The organism is Sporosarcina luteola, assembly GCF_023715585.1.
Classification (GTDB): Bacteria; Bacillota; Bacilli; order Bacillales_A; family Planococcaceae; genus Sporosarcina; species Sporosarcina luteola_D.
The window spans coordinates 1719218-1745415 of sequence record NZ_JAMBOK010000001.1 but is presented as its reverse complement, the minus strand read 5'-3'; the positions used below and the strand labels follow the sequence as shown (position 1 = coordinate 1745415).

Here is a 26198-nt window from a genome sequence, read left to right as displayed (position 1 = left end):
AACCCAAACAAACGAAAATCAAATAAAGAGTGGAGCTTACGATACTATGTCAATTCTAACAATCGCCAGCTTGGAAAATATGACACTGAAAGAGTTATATGAGCTTGCAAAGGAATTCAAAATCTCCTATTACAGCAAACTAACGAAAAAAGAACTAATCTTCGCCATTCTGAAAACGCGTGCCGAACAGGAAGGGTTCTTCTTCATGGAAGGCGTACTCGAAATCATCCAATCGGAAGGATACGGATTCCTCCGCCCGATCAACTACTCACCGAGCTCTGAAGACATCTACATTTCCGCTTCACAAATCAGAAGGTTCGATCTGAGGAACGGGGATAAAGTTACAGGGAAAGTGCGCCCGCCGAAAGAGAACGAACGCTACTACGGCCTCTTGCAAGTCGAAGCAGTGAACGGCGAAAACCCGGAAGTCGCACGGGAACGCGTCCACTTCCCGGGACTCACGCCGCTTTACCCGGACCGCCATATCAAACTTGAAACAGTGCCGCAAAAACTGTCGACCCGCATCATGGACTTGGTATCGCCAGTCGGATTCGGTCAACGCGGACTTATCGTCGCACCGCCGAAAGCGGGTAAAACAATGTTGTTGAAAGAAATCGCCAATGCGATCACGACGAATCATCCCGAAGCGGAACTGATCGTCCTTCTTATCGACGAGCGTCCCGAAGAAGTGACGGACATTGAACGTTCCGTCAATGCCGATGTCGTCAGCTCGACATTCGACGAAGTGCCGGAAAACCACGTGAAAGTCGCTGAACTCGTATTGGAGCGAGCGATGCGTTTAGTTGAGCATAAACGCGACGTAGTCATTCTCATGGATTCCATCACGAGACTCGCGCGCGCCTATAACCTTGTCATTCCGCCAAGCGGCCGTACACTGTCAGGCGGTATAGATCCGGCTGCGTTTCACCGTCCGAAGCGGTTCTTCGGTGCGGCGCGGAACCTCGAGGAAGGCGGCAGCTTGACGATTCTCGCAACCGCTTTGATCGACACAGGCTCGCGAATGGATGAAGTCATCTACGAGGAATTCAAAGGAACCGGCAACATGGAGCTGCATCTCGACCGCAGCCTCGCAGAACGCCGTATCTTCCCAGCACTCGACATCCGCCGCTCCGGAACGCGGAAAGAGGAGCTGCTCATCCCGAGCGACCAGCTGGAAAAACTTTGGGCAATCCGGAAAACGTTCTCCGACGCTCACGACTTCGCAGAACGCTTCCTGAAAAAACTGCGACAGTCGAAATCCAACGAGGAGTTCTTCGACAAGCTCAATGAAGAAATGAAAGCACACCGCAATGGAAAAGGGCTGCTTTGATTCGAAATGAAATAGTTAACGCCGTCACGAAGAACGGCGTTGCGAGCAGGAATTATGGAGTGAAATAGCAGTGTGACATTTGAAATAAAATAGTTGCATGTACCCGTCCAATTTGTTATAATTCTTGAGTATGGTTTATAGCCATCTGCTGCATATGCGGTTGACATATACGGACCGTGTAAGGCATCAGTCTTATGCAACACCTTACAATAATACTCTGTTCCAGATGGTTCAGGGCGAGAGGAGAGAGACCGATGAGAGCAGGAATTCATCCTAACTACAAACTTGCAAAAGTTACTTGTTCATGTGGAAACACATTCGAAACAGGTTCTGTAAAAGAGGACATCCGCGTAGAAGTTTGCTCGGAATGCCACCCATTCTACACTGGACGCCAAAAATTCGCTGCAGCGGACGGACGTATCGACCGCTTCAACAAAAAATATGGCTTCAAAGAAGAAGGACAAGAATAAGAACCTTCCAACCCGCCAACGTTGTTTGGCGGGTTTTCAATTTGGGAATAAAATAAATAGAGTCAATTTTGTTAACAACAATTTTGCGCGACGAATGAAGCGTTCCGCGTCCAATACATCCCTCCATAACATATCCTGCTATGAAATAAAAGACGTCCTTTCCACAGTTTTTTGATGTATGATAGACATTCCGATAATGAAAAAAACACATTTACATAGAGCGACGATTGAAAGGGGAACCAATATGTACGTAACAATGCAAGGCGGCTGGATAGAAGTGATTTGCGGCAGCATGTTTTCAGGAAAATCCGAAGAATTGATCCGACGCATACGCCGCGCGCAATTCGCGAAACAGAAAATCGCGGTGTTCAAGCCGGAAATCGATGACCGATATAGTGAAGAAGCGGTCGTCAGTCATAACGGAACGACAGTGATCGCCACGCCCGTTGCTGAATCGACTCAAATTGAGCAATTTGTGAAAGATTCCTACGATATCATCGCCATTGATGAAGCCCAATTTTTCGATGAAGGCATCGTCGACGTCGTCATGGAATTGGCTGACCGCGGATTCCGCGTCATCGTCGCAGGACTCGACCAGGATTTCCGCGGCGAGCCATTCGGACCGATGCCGCGACTCATGGCTGTGGCTGAAAACGTCACAAAACTGCAGGCCGTCTGCACGGTATGCGGGTCGCCCGCAAGCCGCACCCAACGTCTCATCAACGGAAAACCCGCCGGCTACGACGATCCGATCATCCTCGTCGGTGCATCGGAAGCATACGAAGCAAGATGCCGCATGCACCACGAAGTCCCAAACGGCGTAACCGCCAACGTGGCAGTTAAATAATACCGAACAGACAGCATGGACAAGCTCCATGCTGTTTTTTATTCGCAGAAAAAATACCAACACACTATCCACTTCCGTTGAATACTATGGCTAATGGCAACACTTTGAAGACAGGAGGTGGATGAAATGAAAAAATGGATTGTTCTTTTTGTTCTCTTATGCTCAATCGGAATGGTTGGCTGTCAACAACAATCGGAGACCGAACAACATACAAATAGCACCGAAACACCCGCAGCCCAACCTGCTGGACAACAGGAAACATCAAAGCAAACAGAATCGACTAAGCAACCGGTTGCCAAAACGGAAATCATACCGGCGCCGATCCCAGTTATCAACATCATTGACCCGACGTCCGATAAACTTATCCACACATTAACCCCAATCGATCTTGGCTATGAAATGGACATCGCAGCGTACATAGTGAAAATCGAACAACTTGCAAAAGAACTTGCACGCGGAATCGATGGAAAAGCTGGATACGACCAACGCATGGTGCTCGATAAATTGGACGAACATGGCAATCTCATCAAAGGCAAACCACAGGTATTATTGCGTGAAAGCATATTAGTGGAGCGGATAATGGAAGCATCGGCCATCGGCGGTGACATTGAATTGCCAATCGAAATAACAGAGAGTGGATACGCCCCTGAAGACATCGCCCATTTGGAGGAAGTCGCAATCGCTTCCTACACGACCTACTTCAACCCGACGGACGCAAGCAGGAATAAAAACATAGAACTCTCTGCTGTTGCGATTAACAAAATCATTGTCGGGAAAGGAGATCAATTTTCCTTCAACACTGTCGTGGGACCACGAGACGAAGCGAACGGCTACCAGCCAGCTCCCGAAATCATCAACAAAAAACGCGTCATGGGAATCGGCGGGGGAATCTGCCAAACATCCTCGACCCTGTTCAACGCGGTCGACCAACTTCGGGTGAAATACATCGAACGTCACCATCATTCATTAGATATCGGTTACGTTCCGAAAGGCAGAGATGCAACAGTCTCATACGGCGGCCTGGATTTCAGATTCCAAAACACTGCGAGCGCACCGTTTCTTATCAAAGCCATCTACGGAGATAACTATCTGACAATCGAAATTAGGACTGCGGAGAAATATGTAGACGCTTTTAAGTCGAATTGACGAAGCGCTTAAGGCATACGGCCCCACGTCCAAAGCAAGTCGACCGCCCAAAGCAAGTGGCTATACGCCTAAAGACAGGGGCCTCGCGCCTAAAGCGAGTCGTCAAACGCCTAAAGCGAGTGGCCATACGCCCAAAGCGAGTCGTCAAACGCCTAAAGCCAGGGGCCCCCGCGCCTAAAGCGAATGGCCGTACGCCTAAAGCATGTGGCCCCGCGCCTAAAGCGAGTAGCCATACGCCCAAAGCATGTAGCCCCGCGCCTAAAGCGAGTCGTCAAACGCCTAAAGCCAGGGGCCCCGCGCCTAAAACGAATGGCCGTACGCCCAAAGCATGTCGCCGCACGCCTAAAGCGAGTCGTCAAACGCCTAAAGCCAGGGGCCCCGCGCCTAAAACGAATGGCCGTACGCCTAAAGCATGTCGCCGCGTGCCTAAAGCGAGTCGTCAAACGCCTAAAGCATGTGGCCCCGCGCCCAGAGGAGTCACCGCTCGCCAAAAATAATCCGAAAAAATATTTTAAACACGTTTTCGACACCGAAAATGAATTTTATACCGGGTTATCGGGGTGAATTCACGTTTCCGCCAATTCGCAAAAAAATACATACTGATACAATGCTAGTGAGGTGATTGAAATATTAATGAAAAAACGTAGCGAACCTTTATCCTTGCTAGGCCTGCAATCATTGATCAACCGGCTGCCTAACCAGCATGTCCAATATGCAAAAATCGATGAAGATCTAAGAAAAAGAAAAGCTGGATTCGGAGGTGAATTGAATTTCGACAAACATATAAATGAATTTCGACCAAATTATCCATTCGGCTTGATCCATGATATTTGCCTTCTATATAATGGAATTTACTTTCAAATGGATTCAGTGTTGATTCAGCCAGACAAAATTATCATCTTCGAAATTAAAAATCTTGGTGGAAAACTCACTGTCAAAGCAAGTCCAACGCAGTTCATTCAGGAAATCAAAGGAGAAAGGAAAATTATTCAAAGTCCAATCACCGAGCTTGAACGTAAAATGATATTCATGGACCGATGGTTAAAAGAGAGAGGGCTAGAAGTTCCTATAAAAGGAATAATTGGACTGGCCTACACGAACGAATTGTTTATCGAAGAAGAAATAAATAATGAAATTTTATTCACTCATGAAATCCCGATCAGGTTGTATAACATGGCAACCACTGATGAAATATTGAGTAGAAATAACATCAGCAAAATTGCCCGCGATATTGTGGATTCACACCAGGAATATAATCCATTTCCTTTGACAAAGACGTTAAACATAGCCAAGGAAGATATAATCACAGGTGTAATTTGTCCAGAATGCAAACTAAACGGAATGAAATGGTTCCAGAAGAAATGGCGTTGTCACGGCTGTACCTATCAGGCAGCTGATTGTCATCTGCCTCTTATCGATGATTGGTTCTATATAATGGACAGCGGTATTACCAATCGTCAATTTCGTGGGTTTTCGGGCATCCAAAATCAAGATGTTGCTAAAAGAATTTTGAAGAAGACAGGTCTTGTCATGAAAGGTAGACGCAGGACAGCTTTTTACATAAGGTGATTGTTCGAACGCTTTGTCAAAAAGCGTTTTTTTTAATCGCGCCATGCTTGATCTTTCGCTCCGCGCCTAAAGCGATCTGCCGCGTGCCTAAAGCATGTCGCTCCGCGCCCAAAGCAAGCCGGCCGCGCGCCTAAAGCAAGCCAGTCCGCGCCCAAAGCAAGCGGCCGCGCGCCTAAAGCAAGCCGGTCCGCGCCTAAAGCAAGCCAGTCCGCGCCCAAAGCAAGCCGGTCCGCGCCCAAAGCAAGTCGCCGCGCGCCTAAAGCAAGCCAGTCCGCGCCCAAAGCAAGTCGCCGCGCGCCTAAAGCAAGTCGCTCCGCGCCTAAAGCAAGTCGCTCCGCGCCTAAAGCAAGCCGCTCCACGTCCAAAACACACCACTCCCCCGAAGAAATCACTGTATTTCAGCGCTCTATTCCCGTACAATAAACATACAAAAGACTGAGGACGAAGAGGTGCAATGACTATGTTTGATAGGCTTCAAGCCGTGGAGGATCGTTATGAGCGTTTGAATGAATTGCTGAGCGATCCGGATATTGTGAGTGATATGACCAAGCTGCGGACGTATTCGAAGGAGCAGTCCGATTTACAGGATACCGTTGATGCGTACCGCGAATATAAAAGCGCAACTACGCAGTATGACAATGCGAAGGAAATGTTGGAAGAGCATCTTGACGATGAAATGAAAGAACTCGTCAAAATGGAGATGTCCGAGCTCGATGATCAGATCGAGTCGCTTGAAAAGAGACTGAAGCTATTGCTTGTACCGAAAGATCCGAACGATGACAAGAACGTCATTATGGAAATCCGCGGGGCGGCGGGCGGCGACGAAGCGGCGCTGTTTGCGGGGAACTTGTACAGGATGTACAGCCGGTTTGCAGAGATGAACCATTGGAAAGTTGAAGTGATGGATTCCTCGCCGACCGAGCTAGGCGGCTTCAAGGAAATCATTTTCATGATCAATGGGAATGGCGCGTACTCCAAACTGAAATATGAAAACGGCGCGCATCGCGTCCAGCGTGTTCCTGAAACGGAGTCAGGCGGCCGGATCCATACGTCGACCGCCACTGTCGCGGTGCTGCCGGAAGCGGAGGAAGTCGAAATCGACATCCACGATAAGGATATCCGCACCGACACATTCGCATCTTCCGGACCGGGCGGGCAATCCGTCAACACGACGATGTCCGCTGTCCGCCTGACGCATTTGCCAACAGGGATCACGGTTTCGTGCCAGGATGAAAAATCGCAGATCAAAAACAAAGAGAAAGCGATGAAAGTCCTGCGCGCCCGCATCTACGATAAATTCATGCAGGAAGCGCAGGCCGAATACGATGAAAAGCGGAAATCCGCCGTCGGGACGGGCGACCGCTCCGAGCGGATCCGCACATATAACTTCCCGCAAAACCGGGTGACGGATCACCGAATCGGGCTGACGATCCAAAAACTCGACCAGATCATTGAAGGGAAGCTCGACGAAGTGATCGACGCGCTCATCGTCGAGGACCAGGCGAGACGGTTGGAAAGCTTGGATCAGAATGACTGAAAAAATCCATGAAGCGTTGAATAAAGCGAAATCCCTTCTCGAATCGAAAGACTTGGACGCGCACGCCGCGCAGCTGCTCATGGAGCATGTGACACAAAAATCCGGCGCGACCTTGCTGGCGGATTTACGTGAACCGCTCACACCCGAACAGCAAACCGCTTTCTGGAATAAAACCGAAGAGCTGCTTACGGGCAGGCCTGTCCAGCATATTATCGGCACGGAACAGTTTTACGGACTGTCGTTCGAGGTGAATGAATATGTGCTCATCCCGCGGCCTGAAACAGAGGAGCTCGTCCTTGGCGCACTTGAACAGAGCCGCAGGATCCCTGGAAAATGCCGCGTGGCGGATATCGGTACAGGGAGCGGCGCGATCGCGATTGCCTACAAAAAAGAACGGCCTGAAGCGCTTGTCACGGCGACGGACATCAGTGAAGCGGCGCTCGACGTCGCGAAGCGGAATGCAATAAGAAATGGAGCCGATATCGATTTCAGGCTCGGCAATCTGACGGAGCCGATAAAAACGGAAAAATGGGATGTCGTCCTGTCGAACCCGCCGTATATCGCAATGGAAGAATCGCAGGAGATGTCGAAGACCGTCCTCGATTTCGAGCCGCATAATGCACTTTTCGCGGATGATGACGGGCTGTTTTTCTATAAGAAGCTTGCGCAAGAATTACCGGCGCTTATGGAAAGCCGATCGCTCATCGGTGTCGAGATCGGCTATCTGCAGGGGCCGCAAGTGAGCGAATTGTTCCAGAAGGCGTTTCCGGACGCGCGGGTTTCTATTGAAAAAGACGTGAACGGAAAAGATCGAATGATATTTTGTGAGATTGGTGAATAAAACCCTCTAACCCTGGCGACAATGTGGTCAGGAGGGGATCGATATGTTGCAAGACTATGAAATTACGAATCTAAAACCTACTAAGCGGATGGAGCGTGTGAAGGCGGTCGTCGAGTTCATTCTCGTGCTGTTCCTCATCCAATCCGCGTTGCTGTTATTTACGGGACAGGCTGAACAGGAAGAAGAGATCAGATTCCGGATTCTTGCGCATTCGAATGCGCCTGCAGACCAGAAGTTGAAAGAAGAAATCCGGGTTGTCATCGAGCCGATGATCAATCAAGCGATTTCGCAAGCAGAGTCGAAATCAGAAATTGTGGATAATTTGAAGGCGATAGAAGCGACTGTTTTAGAGACTGCGCAATCGATGGCGGATGGGAAAGAGGTAAGCTTAGAGCAAACGGCAGCCTTGTTCCCGCCGAAGCGTTCCGGGTTGGTCATCACGCCGCAAGCGCCGTATGACGCGTATATTTTAACAATCGGAAGCGGGCGTGGCGACAATTGGTGGTGTTCTTTATTCCCGAGAGTCTGTTTTCCTGACAAAGATGTGGAAGAATCAGACGATGAGAAGGTCACTTTCTTCATTTGGGAGTGGATAAAGTCGTTATTTGAATAAAGTTATCCACTGACGATTGTGGATAAGTGGATGAAACTGTGTATAAATGGGGGTTTGAACCTTGGAAACTGAAATTGTTTCAGTGGATAACGATATGGATAACTCGGTTAGTTATCAACGGGCTGTGGATATTTTGAAAGATGGAGGCGTTGTCGCGTTCCCGACCGAAACGGTGTATGGCCTCGGAGCGCTTGCGACGGATGCGGTTGCCGTGCAGCGGATCTTCGAAGCGAAGGGGCGCCCGTCTGACAACCCGCTCATCGTACATATTGGTAATAAAGAAGATGTGAATAACTATGCGGTGGATGTGCCGGAAAACGCCGGCAAGCTGATGGATGCATTTTGGCCGGGCCCGCTGACGCTCGTCTTCCATAAGAAGCCCGGTGTCATTGCAGAAAATGTCACACCGGGCTTCGACACGGTCGGCATCCGGATGCCTGATCATCCAGTCGCGCTTAACTTGCTCCGCACGCTTGACGGCCCGCTTGCCGCGCCGAGCGCGAATCGCAGCGGAAAACCGAGCCCGACGGAAGCGGCGCATGTGATGACCGATCTCGATGGACGGATTCCGCTAATCGTCGACGGCGGCCGCACCGGTGTCGGCGTCGAATCGACCGTGCTCGACATGACGGCGAATCCACCGGAAATTCTACGGCCAGGGGGCGTGACGCGCGAGATGATCGAGGAAGTGATCGGTCCCGTCCGCGCTGAAGACAAATCGCCAGGCGTGGCCGATGAGGAAGCGCCGCGTGCACCTGGCATGAAATACATGCATTACGCCCCGGAGTCGCCGCTGTTCGTCATCCGGCGTGACGCTGCGGCAATCCGGGAAGCGGTCAAGCAACTTCACGCCGAAGGGAAGCGGGTTGCGGTCATCGGTCCCGACGAGTTCGACATCACGGAGGCGGATTGGTATTTCGCAGCAGGTCCGCTTCATGACAACGAGGCAATGGCGGTGAATCTATACAGTGCGCTCCGTCAATGCGATCTGACGGATGCTGATCTCATCCTCGCTGCGGAAACGGATTATGAAGGCGTCGGCCAAGCGGTCATGAATCGCCTCCTGAAAGCGGCGGATGGCAAACGGTATGATGGATAAGGCGTAGCGGACAATTCAACAGCAATCCGAAAGCGATCAATTTTTAGGCAAGCTGCTTTAGAAAATTAGGTAATAAAAAATCGGCTAATCGAAACTCGGCTAATCGAAAAAAACGGATATTCGGACATGAATGACCTCCTAAACGTGCGCATAAGATGGATGGATGCGGAAGTTGGGAGGTCAATTCATTGTTGGAAATATTCGCTGCAAGCGTTACGACAATTGATGTCGTCGTTGTATTATCGTTATTACAGTTGCGGAAAGGTAGGCTCGTCCTCGCTCTGTGGATAACGTTCCTGAATATTTTGCTGCCGTTTGCGGGCTTCGTCATGGGGGATTGGTCCGCCGAGCTATTTTCGGTATGGAGTCATATGCTGTCCGGCGTCCTGCTTGCGTTGATCGGCATCCACATGCTTCTCCATGACGATGACAACAGCATGCTGAAAAAGCAGCTCCACCCGGGCATCATTGCACTTGCTGTCAGTCTGGACACTTTTTCAATCAGCGTTTCTTTCGGAATGCTCCATTTGAATAAAATACTGTTCATCTTGGCATCCGGATTCCTTTCGTTCATTTTTTCGTGCTTGGCACTTTATTTCGGAAGATTCTTAAGCATTAAAAACGGCAGGCTGCTTCGCATCATTGCGGGCTTGGCTTTATTGGCCATGGGGATAATGTCATGTTTTTGATGAAATTATCTATTTCTTTCTTCACGGATATCAGGTATTCTTAAGGTAGGTGATCATGAATGAATATTTATTTTATTTGCACAGGAAATACTTGCAGGAGTCCGATGGCGGAGGCGATTCTCCGTTCAAAGGCAATAGAAGGCGTCAAGGTCCGGTCGGCTGGGGTCAGTGCGATTGACGGGTTGCCGATTGCAACGAACGCCAAGACGCTGATCGAAGAGGCGGACATGCCGTACACGGACGTGTCCAACGCGGTCAACGCGGAAGATCTGGCATGGGCGGACCTCGTGTTGACGATGACGATGTCACATAAGGGGTTGCTGCTGCATTCATTTCCGGAAGCCGCTGAGAAGACGTTTACGTTGAAAGAGTACGCGGCGCCCGGGGAATTCGGGGATGTGCACGATCCGTACGGCGGCAGCCTTGCCACTTACCGTACGACATTCGATGAGTTGGACAGGCTGATCGAGCAATTGAAGTTGAAGTTGATGGAGGATGGGGAATGAAGAAGAAGTTCGGTTTGCGCAAAAAGATGGTTTTATTTGTTACGGTGCTTGCAGTTATCACGTATTCGACGAGCGCCTTGTTCATCAATTATATCCGGCCGGAGTTCTTTCCGGACGTTCAGCCGTTTGTATTTGAAATCAGTACATATGCAATGGGGATAATTTGGTCAGGCATTTTGGCGGCATTGTTCGGCACGATTTTGACGAAGCCGCTGCAGAACTTGGAGAAGGCGGCAATCAAAGTAGCGGACGGCAAGATTGGCACAGAGATCATCTTGCCGAAGTCGTCCGACGAAATCCGCTCCGTTGCGGAAGCGTTCCAGCAGCTCGTCATCAATTTGCGGACGATTGTTACGGAGATCGAGACGAACTTCGAGAAAACGGCTCAGACGGTCAACCGGTTATCGGGTGAGACAAGCAGTGCAGCATTACAGGCAGACGCGGTCGCTTCGACGATCATGGAAATTTCCTCGGGTGCGGAAGCTTCTGCAGTCGCAATCCAGGAAACGGCAGAGGCGATCGAGGATGTGCGGATGCTAGCCGCTGAAGTGAGCAGCCGTGCGGAGGATTCCTCTGAGCAGTCGAAAGAGATGCTGGCGGAACTCGCGCGCACGACGGAAGTATTCCGGACGCTCGTCAAAGGGATTCGGGACATGTCCAATCAAAGCGAACAATCGCTCGGCACGATCCGTGAACTTGACCAAAATGCGCAGAAGATCGGTGAAATCGTCCAGCTTGTCGGCAGCATCGCGGGCCAGACGAATCTGCTTGCATTGAACGCATCCATTGAAGCGGCGCGTGCCGGTGAGCATGGAAAAGGCTTCGCGGTCGTCGCGGAGGAAGTCCGTGTGTTGGCGGATGAAAGTGCGAAGGCGGTTCACAGCATCGACGAACTTGTGAAAATGATCCAGTCCGACGTCTCAAAAGTCGTGAAGGAAATGGAAAAGCAAGTGAACACGGCGGCAAACGAAGCGAACCGCGCAGATGCTACAAGCGGCAACGTCGAAGCGATGGCGTCGAAAGTGAACGGCATGGCCGAATCCGTCGTCAAAATCTCGGAGCTCGTGGAACACCAGCTATCCAACATCGAAACGACAGCCTTGCAATCGCAGGAAGTCGCGGCAATTGCGGAACAGACCTCCGCTGGCGCAGAAGAAGTGCACGCCGCCACGCAAGAACAAGTCAAATCGATCGAGCAGACCGACCTTATGGCAATCCAATTGAAGAAACAGTCCGAAGACCTTTATAAAGTAATCAGCCAATTCGATCGCTCCTGAGAAGAAGCAATTCATTCACAGCCCGAAATAGTCAACCGGGGCTGTGTTTTTTTATGGAACAATGGTAAAATGACTTGTGAGTAAATTAAGAAAAGAGGGGACGCAATGAAAATCGCAATCTCTTCGGATCATGGCGGCAACCGCCTGCGCCATGAAATCATGGACTTATTATCGGAACTCGGGCTGGCCTATGAAGATTTCGGTCCGAACTCCGATGAATCGGTCGATTATCCGGATTTCGCCAAACCTGTAGCGGATGGCGTCGCAAGCGGGAAGTTCGACCGGGGCATCCTCATTTGCGGCACAGGGATCGGCATGTCGATCGCTGCGAACAAAGTGAAAGGTATCCGTTGTGCACTCGTCCACGACGTCTTCAGCGCGAAGGCGACGAGAGGGCATAATGACTCGAATATCCTTGCCATGGGAGAACGCGTCATCGGACCGGGCCTGGCAAGGGAAGTCGCGACAGCTTGGCTAGACACTTCATTCGAAGGCGGCCGCCACGAGCGCCGCATCGCCAAATTGTCAGAACTTGAAAATTAAGTGAGGTGAGCAAGCCAATGGATGATGTATTGAATTTATGGAAGCTTCAGCTTGAACAGCTTCTATCGGAAATGGAAGAGCAGACAACTTTTACGCCCGGCACATTCTTCGTCGTCGGCTGCTCGACATCCGAAATCGCCGGCAAACGAATCGGGACAGGCGGTGCGCTTGAAGTCGCCGAAGCTTTATTCGGACCGCTGCAAGCATTCGCAAAGAAGCATGCCCTATCGTTGGCATTCCAAGGCTGCGAGCATATCAACCGCGCCTTGACAATCGAACGCATAGCCGCGGACAAAGCGAATCTCGACTCCGTATCCGTCATTCCGGCGGTGCATGCGGGCGGATCGATGTCTACATATGCATTCGAGCATTTAGAAGACGCGGTCGTCGTCGAGTCCATCCGTGCGAATGCAGGGATAGACATCGGCCAGACGTTGATCGGCATGCACTTGAAGCCGGTCGCCGTTCCGCTGCGCACGTCCATCGACAAGATCGGGGATGCAGTCGTCACCGTGGCGACAACCCGTCCGAAATTGATCGGCGGCGAGCGGGCGATCTACAAACTTCCTGTGGAAGACTGATGGATCTGCAGATAAAATTAACTTAGAAAAGGGGAAATGGAATCATGGATTTAAGCAATGTGAAACGTGAAGATACAGCTGTCTACGAAGCAATCATGGCGGAAAAGAACCGCCAGAACGCCAATATCGAATTGATCGCATCCGAAAACTTTGTGACGGAAGCGGTCATGGAAGCGCAAGGCTCTTATTTGACGAACAAATACGCTGAAGGCTATCCGGGCAAACGCTACTACGGCGGCTGTGAACACGTCGACGTCGTTGAAAACATCGCGCGCGACCGTGTGAAAGAAATTTTCGGCGCAGGCTATGCAAACGTCCAAGCCCACTCCGGTGCGCAAGCGAACATGGCTGTCTATTTCACAATTCTTGAGCCGGGCGACACTGTCCTCGGCATGAACCTTTCCCACGGCGGTCACTTGACGCACGGCAGCCCGGTGAACTTCTCCGGTAAGCTGTACAATTTCGTCGAGTACGGCGTCAGCAAAGAGGACGAGCGCATTGATTACGAAGACGTCCGTCAAAAAGCGCTTGAGTATAAGCCGAAATTGATCGTTGCAGGCGCAAGCGCATATCCGCGTGAAATCGACTTCGCGAAATTCCGTGAAATCGCGGATGAAGTCGGTGCATACTTGATGGTCGACATGGCGCATATCGCCGGCCTCGTCGCAGTCGGCGAGCATCCGAATCCGGTACCGTACGCGCACTTTGTTACATCAACTACGCATAAAACATTGCGCGGACCACGCGGCGGCTTGATCCTCGTCAACGAGGAATTCGCTGAAGAATTCGGCAAAAAGATCGACAAAACGATCTTCCCTGGCATCCAAGGCGGTCCATTGATGCACGTTATCGCTGCAAAAGCGGTTGCATTCGGCGAAGCCCTAAAGCCTGAGTTTAAATCGCATATCCAGCAAGTGAAGAAAAATGCTGCGGCCCTTGCGGAATCCTTAAAGGCTGAAGGCGTCGACATCGTATCAGGCGGAACGGACAACCACTTGTTGCTCGTCAACTTGAAATCGCTCGGCATCACAGGCAAGATCGCTGAACACGTTTTAGATGAAGTCGGCATCACTGTCAATAAAAACACAATTCCATTCGACACGGAAAGCCCATTCGTCACATCCGGCATCCGTATCGGAACTCCAGCCGTCACAACACGCGGCTTCAAAGAGGAAGAAATGAAGGAGATCGGTTCCATCATTGCAAACCTATTGAAAAACCACGAAGACGAAGCTGCGAAAAAAGAAGCTGCTGAGCGCGTCAAAGCGTTGACAGACCGCTTCCCGTTGTATGCATAATTGATTCATTGAGGAAATCCCCGCTCTCTGCGCGAGAACGGGGATTTTTTCATGGTTAAATAGTGGGCGCGCTCAAGAAATTGGATTCGCGCTCAAGAAGTCCACGCTCTCGCTCAAGAACACGAATCTGCCCCCGTCAAAGTGCTACTAATTGTCAAAAGCACTTAGCGCGATATGAAGAAGCCAGCTACTAGAAGTCATCCGCGATATGTAAAGTGGATTTCTCTTCTATTTTTAATGGTGTTAACTAATCCAATCCTCAAACAATTCCCTATTCAACAACATCCATCATAATTCTCACTCCACAATGTTTGAATCTGTAGCTTTCTGTTATAATGTACAGGACATTCCGAAAAGGAGCGATTAGCAATGGCAAAAGTACATGTATTCGATCATCCGCTTATCCAGCATAAATTGACACATATCCGTGACGTGAATACGGGAACGAAGGAGTTCCGCGAGCTCGTCGACGAAGTGGCGACGCTGATGGCGTATGAAATCACCCGCGACCTTCCGCTGACGGAAGTGGAAGTGGAAACACCGGTCCGGACAGCAAAATCTAACGTATTGGCAGGAAAAAAACTGGGGATCGTACCGATTCTGCGTGCAGGCATCGGCATGGTCGATGGCATTCTAAAATTGATTCCGGCAGCGAAAGTCGGGCATATCGGCTTGTTCCGCGATCCGGAAACACTGCAGCCGGTCGAGTATTTTGTGAAACTACCTTCCGACGTATCAGAGCGTGAATTCATCCTTATCGACCCGATGCTTGCAACAGGCGGCACGGCGGTAGAGGCAGTGAATTCATTAAAAAAACGCGGTGCAAAAAACATCCGCTTCATGTGCTTGATTGCAGCTCCTGAAGGCGTAAAGGTGTTCACGGAAGCACATCCTGACATCGACGTATACATTGCCGCAATGGACGAAAAACTGAATGAAAAAGGATATATCGTTCCTGGACTCGGTGACGCAGGCGACCGCCTATTTGGAACTAAATAATAAAGGAACACAATAATTTGGAAGGCGTGAATGGATTGAAAAAGAAATGGAAAGTGATGACGATATTCGGTACGCGGCCGGAAGCGATTAAAATGGCGCCGCTCGTGCTCGAACTGCAAAAGCACCCGGAGGAGATCGAATCGATTGTCACGGTGACGGCGCAGCATCGTCAAATGCTCGACCAGGTTTTACAAGCATTCAACATCACACCAGATTTTGATTTGAACATTATGAAAGACCGTCAGACGCTCATAGATGTCGCGACCCGCGGACTCGAAGGGCTCGACCAAATTATGAAAGAGGCCCAGCCGGATATCGTCCTCGTCCATGGCGACACTTCGACGACATTCATCGGCGGTCTTGCCGCGTTTTACAATAAGATTGCAGTCGGCCACGTCGAGGCGGGACTCCGTACATGGGATAAGTTCTCCCCGTACCCGGAAGAGATGAACCGCCAAATGACAGGCATCCTTGCCGACCTTCATTTCTCGCCGACCGAAAAGTCTGCGCAGAACCTGTTAAATGAAGGCAAACAGGAAGACCGAATCTACATTACGGGGAACACGGCGATTGACGCACTTCAGACGACAGTGCAGGAAGATTATAACCACCCGATCCTTGACAAGATCGGGGAAGATCGACTTATCCTTCTTACCGCGCACCGTCGCGAAAACCTGGGCGAACCGATGCGCAATATGTTCCGTGCCATCGTACGGATTTTGGAAAAGCATCCGGACACCCAAGTCATCTATCCGGTCCATATGAATCCCGCCGTGCGTGAAGTGGCGGACGAAATCCTCGGCTCGAACAAGCGGGTTCATCTGATTGAACCGCTTGAAGTCGTTGATTTTCACAACTTCGCAGCACGCTCGCACATTATCCTTACCGATTCAGGCGGCATCCAGGAAGAAGCGCCTTCGCTCGGCAAACCGGTCATCGTCCTTCGCGATACGACCGAACGTCCGGAAGGCATCGAAGCGGGCACGCTGAAACTTGCCGGAACCGACGAAGACACGATCTTCAACTTGACGGACACGCTGTTATCCGATGAAGCGGAATACAACGCCATGGCGAAAGCTTCCAATCCATATGGTGACGGCCATGCATCCGAACGAATTGTCAGCGCATTAAAGGAATATCTTTCCTCCACGAACTGACATGCGTCGACACGTTTGTGCATATTGAACAACGCATGCACATTTATTGATAAAGTACGTAAAATAAAGCCATTGAGGGATTTTTTCATCGGGTCAAACTGAGGGAAATCCCTCATTTCTTCATTCTGACATAATTAATTGTGCAAATATGTCTATTATTTGACAACATGAAGACTTTGTGAAGAATTTCACGGGAATCAATTGACATCAAAATGCCCCTATTGTATGCTAACAAAGGGTAAGAATGATAGGGAACTATACATATGATAAACGCCTCGATGGCAAGGTTCAAGGCGATTCTATCATCGTTCATTGACGCCGTTCCACGAGGGGCTCCTTGAGCGTGCTGAATGGCAACGCCTCCTGGTGGTCAGTTGCTTACGGCAATTCACAAATTTCGACAGGTTTCGACCTTTTTCGGAGTCTCTATCAGTACAAACCCTAGTAAGGGAAACGGGTCAAACCGTTTGGCGCTCCCGCTGTACACTTGCCTCATCTCGAAATCGCCAGACCCGGAAAATACGAATCAGGAGAATCACCCATCATGCATACTTTGCGACAGATCTTTAATAGGCAGAAAATTGCTCTCGTTTTTTTGCTCGCACTGTTTGTCATCGGATGGGCTTTTAGTGCATTCAAACCGGTTTTTGGTGGATTAATCTTAGGTTCCTTGTTCGGACTGTATAATTTCTGGATTCTTGTCCGTAGAATGGAAAGATTTGATCAGAACATTTCGAAGGGGTTAGAAACAAAGTCAATCGGAGGAACCGCAATGCGATTCGGATCCGGTGTGGCGGCGGCAGCGATTGCGTTGTCGATGCCGGAGAAATTCGATCTGATCGGTACAGTGATCGGACTGATGATTCCATACGTTCTATTGCTCGTCGACAGAATCGTAGTCCACGTAAAGCATTTCTAAACTGACACGCATAAGGGAGGTGAACGAAACGTGAACCATGGAAATCCGGATTGGGACTTATACGGATTACACTTTAACCCGGCAAACATCCTCATGCTCTTTGTCACATGTCTGGTCGTTTTCCTAATCGCCGTCATCGCGACGCGCAATTTGCAGATCAAACCGACAGGCATGCAGAACTTCATGGAATGGATCATGGATTTCGTCAAAGGGATTATCAAGAACAATATGGACTGGAAAACTGGCGGACGATTCCACGTACTTGGAATTACATTGATCATGTTCGTCTTCGTTGCAAACATGCTCGGTCTCCCGTTTGGAATCCAATGGAAAGGTGAGCTTTGGTGGAAATCACCGACAGCCGATCCCGTCATTACGATGACGCTCGCTGCGATGGTTGTTATTTTAACTCACTATTACGGCGTTAAGCAACTTGGTGTGAAAGGATACTTCAAAACGTATCTTCAGCCAATGCCATTCTTGGCACCGCTTAAAGTCATCGAAGAATTTGCAAACACGTTGACACTCGGTCTTCGTCTTTACGGTAACATTTTCGCAGGAGAGATCCTTATCGGACTTCTTGCGACACTCGGGGCTGGCAGTGCATTCGGTCTTATCGGAGCATTGATCCCGTCACTCGCGTGGCTTGGCTTCTCAGTCTTCATCGGAGCGATCCAGGCATTCATCTTCGTTATGTTAACGATGGTCTACATGGCGCACAAAGTCCAAACGGATCATTAAACATATAGTGCCCCTTTTCAGGGTTGATAAACAACAATAAAAAAACATGAAATTTTAGGAGGATATTACACATGGTAGGTTCAGTTGGTCTATTAGCAGCAGCACTTGCAGTCGGTCTTGGCGCACTTGGAGCAGGTATCGGTAACGGTTTGATCGTTTCAAAAACAGTTGAAGGCATCGCTCGTCAACCAGAAGCTCGCGGTATGCTTCAAACAACAATGTTCATCGGGGTAGCGTTAGTTGAGGCCCTACCGATCATCGCGACAGTTATCGCGTTCATCGTAATGAACAAATAATCGATACACAATTTTAAATGGCGAAGAACGCGGCTAACTGCCCTTCGCCATTCATTTATGTAACAACTGATGTTTGAACAGCTAATTTGAAGTTGAAAATTAAGAATGACGTTCTTTCTATACAATAACGAAAATTGACATGAGCTCTTGAAGGGAGTGAAACAATCGTGTTAGGAAACACCTTCATCCTATTGTCCGCAAACGGCGGAGGATTTTTGTCATCATTGAATAACCCGAATGGCTTGAATCTAGGCGACATCATCGTCACAGTCCTATTCTTCACAGTCCTCATGGTGCTCCTTAAAAAGTTCGCTTGGGGCCCGCTTATGGGAATTATGGATCAACGTGCTGAGTTGATCGCAAACGAAATCGAAGCAGCCGAGAAAAGCCGCTTGGAATCACACAAACTTTTGGAAGAGCAGCGTGCCCTTTTAAAAGAAGCGCGTGAAAACGCACAATCGATTGTTGAAAATGCTCGTAAGCAAGGTGAAACACAACGTGAAGAACTGGTGACTGCAGCGCGCGCAGAAGTGAACCGGATGAAAGAATCCGCTTCTCTTGAAATCGCGACAGAGAAGGAAAAGGCAGTTGCAGCCCTCCGCGAAGAATTCGTATCGCTTTCAATCTTGGCGGCGTCCAAAGTACTTGGCAAAGAAATCTCCGAGGAAGACAACCGTGCTTTGATTGAAGAAACGATTGTGAAGGCAGGCGAAAGCCGATGAGCAACTCCGTCGTAGCAAAACGCTATGCGCTAGCCTTATTCGAACTATCTCAACAACATGGACAAACCGGTTCAATTCAGGAAGAAATGAAAGAATTGGTGAGTGCGTTCCGTGACAATAAAGATCTTGGTGAGCTATTGGATTCTCCGAGATTATCATCAACAAAGAAGAAGGAACTCATCGCAAGCATTTTTAAAGGCGCGAATCCGCTCGTATTGAATGCGTTATACGTATTTCTTGATACGAAGCGCATGGATGAAGCGCAAAATGTCTTCGAAGAATTCCTCGCACTTGCAGATAATGCTGCAGGAATCGCAGAAGCGAAAGTATACTCGACACGCCCGTTGACGGAGCAAGAGACAAACGCCCTTTCGGCCACTTTCGCAAAAAAGATCGGCAAACATTCTTTACGCATTGAAAATATCATCGATCCAAGCTTGATCGGGGGCGTACGCCTTCAAATCGGCAATCAGATTTACGATAGCAGCTTGAGCGCGAAGCTTGAAAAACTGCAACGTAGTTTGATCGGATCCTAATTTGAAATTGAGGGGTGACATACATGAGCATCAAAGCTGAAGAAATCAGCACGCTGATAAAGCAGCAGATTGAAAACTATCAGTCTGAGATGGAAGTAAGCGAAGTCGGTACGGTTATCAAAATCGGTGACGGTATCGCTCTTGCTCATGGCCTCGACAACGTCATGGCCGGAGAGCTTCTTGAGTTCTCCACAGGTGTCTTGGGTATGGCTCAAAACTTGGAAGCGAACAACGTAGGTATCGTTATCCTCGGACCATACACAGATATCAAAGAAGGCGATGAAGTACGTCGGACTGGCCGTATTATGGAAGTTCCTGTCGGTGAGGAATTGATTGGACGCGTCGTGAACGCAATCGGCTTGCCAGTAGATGGATTGGGCCCGATCGCAACAACGAAAACCCGCCCGATCGAAAGTCCTGCCCAAGGCGTCATGGCACGTAAATCCGTTCATGAGCCATTGCAGACAGGCATCAAGGCGATCGATGCACTCGTGCCGATCGGCCGCGGACAGCGTGAATTGATCATCGGTGACCGTCAAACAGGTAAAACGACTGTTGCCATCGATACAATTCTGAACCAAGCTGACCAAGATATGATTTGTATCTATGTTGCTATCGGACAAAAGGAATCCACAGTACGTGGGGTTGTTGAAACACTCCGTAAGAACGGCGCGCTTGACTACACGATCGTCGTTACGGCATCCGCTTCACAACCGGCTCCATTGCTATTCTTGGCACCATACACTGGTGTGACGATGGCGGAAGAATTCATGTTCCAAGGCAAGCACGTCCTTGTGGTCTACGATGACCTTTCTAAACAAGCGGCTGCTTACCGTGAACTTTCCTTGCTACTTCGCCGTCCTCCAGGCCGTGAAGCTTACCCTGGTGACGTATTCTACTTGCACAGCCGTCTACTCGAGCGTGCAGCGAAGTTGAACGATACATTGGGCGCAGGTTCGATCACTGCACTTCCATTCGTTGAAACACAAGCTGGAGATATCTCCGCTTACATTCCAACGAACGTTATCTCCATCACGGATGGACAGATCTTCTTGCAGTCGGATCTATTCTTCTCGGGTGTACGTCCAGCGATCAACGCCGGTCTTTCCGTATCCCGTGTAGGTGGTTCCGCGCAAATCAAAGCGATGAAAAAGGTTGCGGGTACACTCCGTCTTGACCTTGCAGCATACCGTGAGCTAGAAGCGTTCGCAGCATTCGGCTCATCCCTTGACGCAGCGACGAAAGCGAAACTTGAACGCGGAGCGCGCACAGTTGAAATATTGAAGCAAGACTTGAACAAGCCATTGAAAGTTGAATATCAAGTTGTCGTCCTGTATGCGTTGACACGCGGACTTCTTGACGATATCGCAGTAAATGATATCCTTCGTTTCGAAGCTGAAATCACAAGCTGGCTCGAGTCAAACCACACTGAAGTGTTCGATCATATCCGTACGACAAAAGACCTTCCGTCTGATGAAGTGATGAAAGATGCAATTAACGCATTCAAGAAGAACTTCGTACCGTCCGAGTCTTAATTCGTACCGTATATATGGATTCTGATCTAATTAAACAATAAGGTGGTGAATTGCCAGTGGTATCATTACGCGATATTGAAAACCGTATTAAATCGACAAAGAAGACGAGTCAGATTACAAAAGCGATGCAATTAGTGTCGGCTTCCAAATTGACCCGTGCGGAAATGAATGCGAAAGCGTTCGTGCCGTACATGGATAAAATTGAGGAAGTGGTCGGCGCAATCGCAAGCGCGACGAGCGGCTCCGGTCATCCGATGCTCGTCAACCGTCCCGTGAAGAAGACAGCTTACATTGTCGTGTCTTCGGACCGCGGTCTCGTAGGTGGGTATAATGCCAACATCTTCCGTGCAGCGAGACGTGCGATCGAGCAGCGCCACGCTTCGAAGGATGACGTGAAAATCGTCGCCATCGGACGCAAGGGGCTCGAGTTTTTCGAGCGCCTCGGGTATGAAGTTGTTGAAAGCCTCATCGGCGTATCGGACCACCCTTCTTTCGATGAAATAAAAGCAATCGCGAATCGAGCTGTTGGCATGTTCACAGAAGGCGAATTCGATGAAGTGTACTTGTATTACAGTCACTTCATCTCCGCCATCTCCAGTGAAGTGACGGAAAAGAAATTGCTTCCGCTCACGGACCTTTCATCAGCGTCAGCAATTGCCCAGTATGAGTTTGAGCCTTCTGCGGAAGCGATTCTTGAAACGCTTCTACCGCAGTACGCGGAAAGCCTCATCTACGGAGCAGTGCTTGATGGAAAAGCGAGCGAACATGCTTCCAGTATGACAGCGATGAAGACTGCAACGGATAATGCAGGCGAATTGATCGATTCATTGAGTCTTCAATTCAACCGTGCACGCCAAGCAGCAATTACACAAGAAATCACAGAAATCGTCGGCGGAGTTGCCGCTCTCGAATAAAGCAATTTGAACGGGAAAGTAAGTCAGGAGGGAAAAGCATGAGTAACGGACAAATACTTCAAGTTATGGGTCCGGTCGTTGACGTGAAATTCGAAAACGGCCAGCTTCCGGAAATCTATAATGCTTTGAAGGTCCAAATCCAACGTCCGAACGAACAACCTGAAACGTTGACGCTTGAAGTTGCACTCCACCTTGGAGACGACTCAGTGCGCACGATTGCAATGTCATCCACTGATGGCCTTCAACGCGGCGCAGCAGTTACAGACACTGGCGCAGCTATTTCGGTACCGGTCGGCGACGTGACACTTGGACGCGTATTCAACGTACTTGGAGAGATCATCGACCTTGGAGAGGAAGTTCCGGCATCCGAACGCCGCGACCCGATCCACCGTCTCGCTCCACAATTCGAAGACCTTTCAACGAAGGTTGAAATCCTTGAAACAGGTATTAAAGTTGTCGACTTGCTTGCACCATACATCAAAGGTGGTAAAATCGGCCTCTTCGGTGGTGCCGGTGTAGGTAAGACCGTCCTTATCCAGGAATTGATCAACAACATCGCACAAGAACACGGCGGTATCTCCGTATTCGCAGGTGTTGGCGAGCGTACGCGTGAAGGAAACGACTTGTTCTATGAAATGACGGATTCCGGCGTTATCAACAAAACGGCGATGGTATTCGGTCAAATGAACGAGCCGCCTGGCGCACGTATGCGTGTTGCTTTGACTGGTTTGACAATGGCAGAGTATTTCCGTGACGAACAAGGCGCGGACGTTCTTCTGTTCATCGACAATATCTTCCGCTTCACACAAGCGGGATCTGAAGTATCCGCACTTCTAGGCCGTATGCCATCTGCCGTTGGTTACCAACCGACGCTTGCAACTGAGATGGGTCAGCTTCAAGAGCGTATCACTTCAACTAACGTAGGTTCAGTAACATCAATTCAAGCGATTTACGTACCGGCCGATGACTATACAGACCCGGCTCCGGCTACGACATTCGCTCACTTGGATGCAACGACGAACCTTGAGCGTAAACTATCAGAAATGGGTATCTACCCGGCGGTTGACCCGCTTGCTTCCACTTCACGCGCACTAAGCCCGGAAATCGTCGGCGAAGAGCATTATGAAGTGGCTCGCCAAGTACAATCGACGCTTCAACGATACCGTGAACTACAAGATATCATCGCGATCCTCGGTATGGACGAGCTTAGCGAAGAAGACAAACTTGTCGTAGGACGCGCACGCCGCATCCAATTCTTCCTATCGCAGAACTTCCACGTTGCCGAGCAGTTCACAGGCCAAAAAGGTTCATACGTGCCTGTAGCTGAAACGATCCAAGGCTTCAAAGAAATCCTGGAAGGTCGCTACGACCACCTTCCGGAAGATGCATTCCGCCTCGTCGGACGCATCGAAGAAGTCATCGAAAAAGCGAAAAGCATGGGCGTTGAAGTCTAAAAACAGGATCAGGAGGGAAACAAATGAAGACAATCAAAGTCAATATCGTCACTCCCGACGGACCTGTTAGTGAAACTGAAGCGGATATGGTGATCGCGGCCACGGAATCTGGTGAGATCGGGATTCTCCCCGGCCATATCGCAATGGTTGCACCACTCCAAATCGGTGCCCTTCGCCTGAAAAAAGACAACTCGACTGTAAATGTCGCCGTCCATGGCGGGTTCATCGAAGTTCGTCCGGATGTTGTCACCGTTTTAGCACAACATGCTGAATTGGCTTCCGACATCGACATCGACCGCGCCAAACGCGCAGCGAAGCGTGCGGAACAAGCACTTCAAGCAAAAGCTGATAAACTTGAAGCTCAACTGGTGGAGCTCGACCTAAAACGGGCCATCACCCGCATCAATGTTTATGAAATGAAATAATAGCTTTGACTGGGTTGGCGGGCAGAGGGAGTCTTTCTTCTGCCCGCATTTTATTGCTTGCAAACTCACTCGCCTATAAACAGTGGGGCAGCGCTCAAGAAAGTCGTTCCCGCGCTTATGATTCGCCGCTGCGAGTTAATTAATCACGGCAAGCACGTATGTAAATCCGGTTTTTAAAAAAGGAGGCAGGACTATGAATGACGTATTTGCACACAACCCGATGCTAGCCATCGTCTCGCATATTTTCTTCATTGGCCTGTCATTTTATGCACTGCAGGCAATTATGCCGGAGAAAATCATCAAAAAGCACCATGTTTTTCAAGCGCAATTGCTCTTTATTTTATTGAGTTTTGCAATAGGTTCGACCGTATCAAATTTCTTTTTGGACATATCCTATTGGTCAGGAAGGATTCCTACTTTATTTAATTGACATTGTTTGGTGGAATGAAAATCGGGTACATAGTCAGTAGGCTAATGTCTCAGTCAAAACTACTCATAAGCCACGGAATCCATGTCATCGCCGCGTCTACATCTGGATGTGAACGGGGCGATGACATTAAATAGAAAAAAATGTTTAATTTCCGACAAGTTATGGGAATTACATAAGTGTCACTTGGCAAATGCCTACGTCATCAGAGAACACAAAACGACAAATGGGTACATATTATAGACTATCTTGTAGATAGACGGGAAAATAGCTCTGTAGTTACTTGTTTAATAATGTAGAGCGTTGTAGAATAGTATGTGTTTTTATGTTTAATTTATGACGAAAAAAGTTCAATGGAAAATTATGGATAATATTATAAATACTGAGTCGGAGGGGCTTTTTGTGGACAAAATAATTATTAATGGTGGACGCGTTCTTCACGGAAACGTACGTGTGGAAGGCGCTAAAAATGCGGTGCTGCCAATCCTGGCGGCTGCATTGCTCGCGTCGGATGGTCCTAATATCATTCGCGACGTGCCGAATCTGTCGGACGTCTCCACGATCAACGAAGTAGTCAAGAGTTTGGATGCGAAGGTCGAATACGATCCATCCAGAGGGCAAGTTATCATTGATTCAACTGAAAAACTCGCTAGTGAAGCACATTTCGATTATGTACGTAAAATGCGTGCGTCAATTCTCGTTATGGGGCCATTGCTCGCGCGCAACGGTTTTGCACGCGTAGCGTTGCCAGGAGGATGCGCGATCGGCTCACGTCCGATTGATCAGCATCTGAAAGGGTTCGAAGCGATGGGTGCGGAAATTACATTTGGACATGGACATGTTGAAGCGAAAGCGGAGAATGGTCTGAAAGGCGCCAAGATCTATTTGGATTTCCCGAGCGTAGGTGCAACGGAAAACATCATGACGGCAGCCGCTCTTGCAAAAGGTACGACAATTATTGAAAACGCGGCGAAAGAGCCGGAAATTGTCGATTTAGCGAACTTCATCAATGAAATGGGCGGAAGAGTGGTCGGCGCCGGTACGGATGCAATCCGGATCGAAGGCGTTGAGAAGCTTCACGGCACGATTCACCATATCATTCCTGACCGTATCGAAACAGGTACATTCATGGTCGCCGCAGCTATCACAGGCGGAGACGTGACAATCGAAAACGCTGTACCTGAGCATAACGCAGCGTTGATCTCCAAGCTTGGCGAAATGGGCGTCATCATCACGGAATTGGACGAAGGCTTACGAATCCGTGCGAAGCATCCTTTGAAGGCAGTTGACTTGAAAACGATGCCGCATCCAGGATTCCCGACAGACATGCAGTCACAAATGATGGCACTTATGCTGACGGCATCCGGAACAGGAGTGCTCACGGAAACGGTATTTGAAAACCGCTTTATGCACGTCGAAGAATTCCGACGCATGAACGCGAGCGTCAAAATCGAAGGACGTTCAGTCATCATCTCAGGTCCTTCCGATCTGCAAGGGGCTGAAGTTGCGGCAACGGACTTGCGCGCGGCAGCTGCCCTCATCTTGGCAGGCCTTGTTGCGGAAGGCGTTACACGCGTCACGGAACTGGATCATCTGGATCGCGGCTACGTGGATTTCCATAAGAAATTGAAAGCGCTCGGTGCAGACATCGAACGCGTGACTACGGAAGAAACGAAAATGGAAGCAGAGAAGCAACTCGTCTAAACAGCACTCTTCATACTCTTATT

Annotated in this window: 29 protein-coding genes; 28 read left to right on the top strand and 1 reads right to left on the bottom strand. The window is 49.4% G+C overall.

The annotated features are described in order from the left end of the window. Positions 1–46 precede the first annotated feature (46 nt). From rho to M3193_RS08520, 5 genes are all read left to right on the top strand, one after another. Complete coding sequence (gene rho / locus M3193_RS08540) at positions 47–1330, top strand: transcription termination factor Rho (protein ID WP_251626346.1); 1284 nt, start codon at positions 47–49, stop codon at positions 1328–1330. A 254-nt stretch (positions 1331–1584) separates the two neighbouring features. Next, positions 1585–1800 (top strand): 50S ribosomal protein L31, encoded by a 216-nt coding sequence (rpmE, locus tag M3193_RS08535; RefSeq protein WP_147054073.1) that lies wholly within the window; start codon positions 1585–1587, stop codon positions 1798–1800. Positions 1801–2044: 244 nt separating this feature from the next. Continuing rightward, positions 2045–2647: a thymidine kinase gene (locus M3193_RS08530; RefSeq protein WP_251626344.1), complete on the top strand. Its 603-nt coding sequence runs from the start codon at positions 2045–2047 to the stop codon at positions 2645–2647. A gap of 126 nt (positions 2648–2773) precedes the next feature. Then, a complete protein-coding gene (locus M3193_RS08525) occupies positions 2774–3793 on the top strand; it encodes a VanW family protein (protein WP_251626342.1) in 1020 nt (339 codons plus the stop codon). 633 nt (positions 3794–4426) lie between these two features. After that, on the top strand, positions 4427–5362 hold the full coding sequence (locus tag M3193_RS08520) for a nuclease-related domain-containing protein (protein WP_251626340.1): 936 nt from the start codon (positions 4427–4429) through the stop codon (positions 5360–5362). Positions 5363–5394: 32 nt separating this feature from the next. On the opposite strand, the gene M3193_RS08515 is transcribed toward M3193_RS08520, so the two are convergent. Next, positions 5395–5727, bottom strand: a complete 333-nt coding sequence (locus tag M3193_RS08515; protein WP_251626337.1) for a hypothetical protein — start codon at positions 5725–5727, stop codon at positions 5395–5397. 95 nt (positions 5728–5822) lie between these two features. Between M3193_RS08515 and prfA the strand changes: the two genes are divergently transcribed. From prfA to murA, 23 genes are all read left to right on the top strand, one after another. Continuing rightward, on the top strand, positions 5823–6899 hold the full coding sequence (gene prfA, locus M3193_RS08510; protein ID WP_251627258.1) for a peptide chain release factor 1: 1077 nt from the start codon (positions 5823–5825) through the stop codon (positions 6897–6899). Beyond that, positions 6892–7740, top strand: coding sequence for a peptide chain release factor N(5)-glutamine methyltransferase (gene prmC / locus M3193_RS08505; protein WP_251626334.1), 849 nt, complete (start codon positions 6892–6894; stop codon positions 7738–7740). Before prfA ends, prmC begins: the two co-directional genes overlap by 8 nt. Before the next feature lie 43 nt (positions 7741–7783). Next, a complete protein-coding gene (locus tag M3193_RS08500) occupies positions 7784–8353 on the top strand; it encodes a stage II sporulation protein R (RefSeq protein ID WP_251626331.1) in 570 nt (189 codons plus the stop codon). 61 nt (positions 8354–8414) lie between these two features. Further along, the gene (locus M3193_RS08495) at positions 8415–9452 is read left to right on the top strand and encodes an L-threonylcarbamoyladenylate synthase (RefSeq protein ID WP_251626329.1); all 1038 of its coding nucleotides are present in this window, start codon (positions 8415–8417) and stop codon (positions 9450–9452) included. Between the two features lie 188 nt (positions 9453–9640). Next, positions 9641–10141 carry a manganese efflux pump gene (locus M3193_RS08490; protein WP_251626320.1) on the top strand — a complete coding sequence of 167 codons (501 nt, stop codon included), beginning with the start codon at positions 9641–9643 and terminating at the stop codon, positions 10139–10141. A 59-nt stretch (positions 10142–10200) separates the two neighbouring features. After that, positions 10201–10647 (top strand): low molecular weight protein arginine phosphatase, encoded by a 447-nt coding sequence (locus tag M3193_RS08485; RefSeq protein WP_251626308.1) that lies wholly within the window; start codon positions 10201–10203, stop codon positions 10645–10647. Further along, positions 10644–11924, top strand: a complete 1281-nt coding sequence (locus tag M3193_RS08480) for a methyl-accepting chemotaxis protein (protein WP_251626293.1) — start codon at positions 10644–10646, stop codon at positions 11922–11924. Before M3193_RS08485 ends, M3193_RS08480 begins: the two co-directional genes overlap by 4 nt. Positions 11925–12029: 105 nt before the next feature. Continuing rightward, entirely contained in the window at positions 12030–12467 is a 438-nt protein-coding gene (rpiB, locus tag M3193_RS08475; protein ID WP_251626280.1) for a ribose 5-phosphate isomerase B, read from the top strand. Positions 12468–12484: 17 nt separating this feature from the next. Beyond that, the gene (locus M3193_RS08470; RefSeq protein ID WP_251626279.1) at positions 12485–13048 is read left to right on the top strand and encodes a TIGR01440 family protein; all 564 of its coding nucleotides are present in this window, start codon (positions 12485–12487) and stop codon (positions 13046–13048) included. Positions 13049–13092: 44 nt separating this feature from the next. Continuing rightward, positions 13093–14346 carry a serine hydroxymethyltransferase gene (gene glyA / locus M3193_RS08465; protein WP_251626276.1) on the top strand — a complete coding sequence of 418 codons (1254 nt, stop codon included), beginning with the start codon at positions 13093–13095 and terminating at the stop codon, positions 14344–14346. Between the two features lie 369 nt (positions 14347–14715). Next, positions 14716–15345, top strand: coding sequence for a uracil phosphoribosyltransferase (gene upp / locus M3193_RS08460; RefSeq protein WP_251626273.1), 630 nt, complete (start codon positions 14716–14718; stop codon positions 15343–15345). A 56-nt stretch (positions 15346–15401) separates the two neighbouring features. After that, the gene (gene wecB, locus M3193_RS08455) at positions 15402–16502 is read left to right on the top strand and encodes a non-hydrolyzing UDP-N-acetylglucosamine 2-epimerase (RefSeq protein ID WP_435372036.1); all 1101 of its coding nucleotides are present in this window, start codon (positions 15402–15404) and stop codon (positions 16500–16502) included. A 544-nt stretch (positions 16503–17046) separates the two neighbouring features. Continuing rightward, positions 17047–17421 carry an ATP synthase subunit I gene (locus tag M3193_RS08450; protein ID WP_251626267.1) on the top strand — a complete coding sequence of 125 codons (375 nt, stop codon included), beginning with the start codon at positions 17047–17049 and terminating at the stop codon, positions 17419–17421. A 30-nt stretch (positions 17422–17451) separates the two neighbouring features. Further along, positions 17452–18162: a F0F1 ATP synthase subunit A gene (gene atpB, locus M3193_RS08445; RefSeq protein WP_251626263.1), complete on the top strand. Its 711-nt coding sequence runs from the start codon at positions 17452–17454 to the stop codon at positions 18160–18162. Positions 18163–18233: 71 nt separating this feature from the next. Continuing rightward, the gene (gene atpE / locus M3193_RS08440) at positions 18234–18458 is read left to right on the top strand and encodes a F0F1 ATP synthase subunit C (RefSeq protein ID WP_251626260.1); all 225 of its coding nucleotides are present in this window, start codon (positions 18234–18236) and stop codon (positions 18456–18458) included. Between the two features lie 191 nt (positions 18459–18649). Further along, positions 18650–19180 carry a F0F1 ATP synthase subunit B gene (atpF, locus tag M3193_RS08435; protein ID WP_251627257.1) on the top strand — a complete coding sequence of 177 codons (531 nt, stop codon included), beginning with the start codon at positions 18650–18652 and terminating at the stop codon, positions 19178–19180. Then, a complete protein-coding gene (locus M3193_RS08430) occupies positions 19177–19716 on the top strand; it encodes a F0F1 ATP synthase subunit delta (RefSeq protein ID WP_251626257.1) in 540 nt (179 codons plus the stop codon). The genes atpF and M3193_RS08430 overlap by 4 nt, the downstream gene beginning before the upstream one ends. Before the next feature lie 23 nt (positions 19717–19739). After that, positions 19740–21251: a F0F1 ATP synthase subunit alpha gene (atpA, locus tag M3193_RS08425; RefSeq protein WP_251626254.1), complete on the top strand. Its 1512-nt coding sequence runs from the start codon at positions 19740–19742 to the stop codon at positions 21249–21251. Between the two features lie 56 nt (positions 21252–21307). Then, positions 21308–22165, top strand: a complete 858-nt coding sequence (gene atpG / locus M3193_RS08420; protein ID WP_251626253.1) for an ATP synthase F1 subunit gamma — start codon at positions 21308–21310, stop codon at positions 22163–22165. A gap of 38 nt (positions 22166–22203) precedes the next feature. Further along, a complete protein-coding gene (atpD, locus tag M3193_RS08415; protein ID WP_251626249.1) occupies positions 22204–23619 on the top strand; it encodes a F0F1 ATP synthase subunit beta in 1416 nt (471 codons plus the stop codon). Between the two features lie 23 nt (positions 23620–23642). Next, positions 23643–24044, top strand: a complete 402-nt coding sequence (locus tag M3193_RS08410) for a F0F1 ATP synthase subunit epsilon (RefSeq protein ID WP_251626247.1) — start codon at positions 23643–23645, stop codon at positions 24042–24044. Positions 24045–24237: 193 nt separating this feature from the next. Then, positions 24238–24474, top strand: a complete 237-nt coding sequence (locus M3193_RS08405; protein WP_251626224.1) for a DUF1146 family protein — start codon at positions 24238–24240, stop codon at positions 24472–24474. Between the two features lie 399 nt (positions 24475–24873). Beyond that, positions 24874–26175, top strand: a complete 1302-nt coding sequence (murA, locus tag M3193_RS08400; RefSeq protein WP_251626222.1) for a UDP-N-acetylglucosamine 1-carboxyvinyltransferase — start codon at positions 24874–24876, stop codon at positions 26173–26175. The last annotated feature ends 23 nt before the right edge of the window (positions 26176–26198 follow it).

What these genes read in the sequence shown, in the direction of transcription:
- rho (WP_251626346.1), top strand. Translation starts at nt 47, where the DNA reads ATGTCAATTCTAACAATCGCCAGCTTGGAAAATATGACACTGAAAGAG.
- rpmE (WP_147054073.1), top strand. Translation starts at nt 1,585, where the DNA reads ATGAGAGCAGGAATTCATCCTAACTACAAACTTGCAAAAGTTACTTGT.
- M3193_RS08530 (WP_251626344.1), top strand. Translation starts at nt 2,045, where the DNA reads ATGTACGTAACAATGCAAGGCGGCTGGATAGAAGTGATTTGCGGCAGC.
- M3193_RS08525 (WP_251626342.1), top strand. Translation starts at nt 2,774, where the DNA reads ATGAAAAAATGGATTGTTCTTTTTGTTCTCTTATGCTCAATCGGAATG.
- M3193_RS08520 (WP_251626340.1), top strand. Translation starts at nt 4,427, where the DNA reads ATGAAAAAACGTAGCGAACCTTTATCCTTGCTAGGCCTGCAATCATTG.
- prfA (WP_251627258.1), top strand. Translation starts at nt 5,823, where the DNA reads ATGTTTGATAGGCTTCAAGCCGTGGAGGATCGTTATGAGCGTTTGAAT.
- prmC (WP_251626334.1), top strand. Translation starts at nt 6,892, where the DNA reads ATGACTGAAAAAATCCATGAAGCGTTGAATAAAGCGAAATCCCTTCTC.
- M3193_RS08500 (WP_251626331.1), top strand. Translation starts at nt 7,784, where the DNA reads ATGTTGCAAGACTATGAAATTACGAATCTAAAACCTACTAAGCGGATG.
- M3193_RS08485 (WP_251626308.1), top strand. Translation starts at nt 10,201, where the DNA reads ATGAATATTTATTTTATTTGCACAGGAAATACTTGCAGGAGTCCGATG.
- M3193_RS08480 (WP_251626293.1), top strand. Translation starts at nt 10,644, where the DNA reads ATGAAGAAGAAGTTCGGTTTGCGCAAAAAGATGGTTTTATTTGTTACG.
- rpiB (WP_251626280.1), top strand. Translation starts at nt 12,030, where the DNA reads ATGAAAATCGCAATCTCTTCGGATCATGGCGGCAACCGCCTGCGCCAT.
- M3193_RS08470 (WP_251626279.1), top strand. Translation starts at nt 12,485, where the DNA reads ATGGATGATGTATTGAATTTATGGAAGCTTCAGCTTGAACAGCTTCTA.
- glyA (WP_251626276.1), top strand. Translation starts at nt 13,093, where the DNA reads ATGGATTTAAGCAATGTGAAACGTGAAGATACAGCTGTCTACGAAGCA.
- upp (WP_251626273.1), top strand. Translation starts at nt 14,716, where the DNA reads ATGGCAAAAGTACATGTATTCGATCATCCGCTTATCCAGCATAAATTG.
- wecB (WP_435372036.1), top strand. Translation starts at nt 15,402, where the DNA reads ATGACGATATTCGGTACGCGGCCGGAAGCGATTAAAATGGCGCCGCTC.
- M3193_RS08450 (WP_251626267.1), top strand. Translation starts at nt 17,047, where the DNA reads ATGCATACTTTGCGACAGATCTTTAATAGGCAGAAAATTGCTCTCGTT.
- atpE (WP_251626260.1), top strand. Translation starts at nt 18,234, where the DNA reads ATGGTAGGTTCAGTTGGTCTATTAGCAGCAGCACTTGCAGTCGGTCTT.
- M3193_RS08430 (WP_251626257.1), top strand. Translation starts at nt 19,177, where the DNA reads ATGAGCAACTCCGTCGTAGCAAAACGCTATGCGCTAGCCTTATTCGAA.
- atpA (WP_251626254.1), top strand. Translation starts at nt 19,740, where the DNA reads ATGAGCATCAAAGCTGAAGAAATCAGCACGCTGATAAAGCAGCAGATT.
- atpD (WP_251626249.1), top strand. Translation starts at nt 22,204, where the DNA reads ATGAGTAACGGACAAATACTTCAAGTTATGGGTCCGGTCGTTGACGTG.
- M3193_RS08410 (WP_251626247.1), top strand. Translation starts at nt 23,643, where the DNA reads ATGAAGACAATCAAAGTCAATATCGTCACTCCCGACGGACCTGTTAGT.
- M3193_RS08405 (WP_251626224.1), top strand. Translation starts at nt 24,238, where the DNA reads ATGAATGACGTATTTGCACACAACCCGATGCTAGCCATCGTCTCGCAT.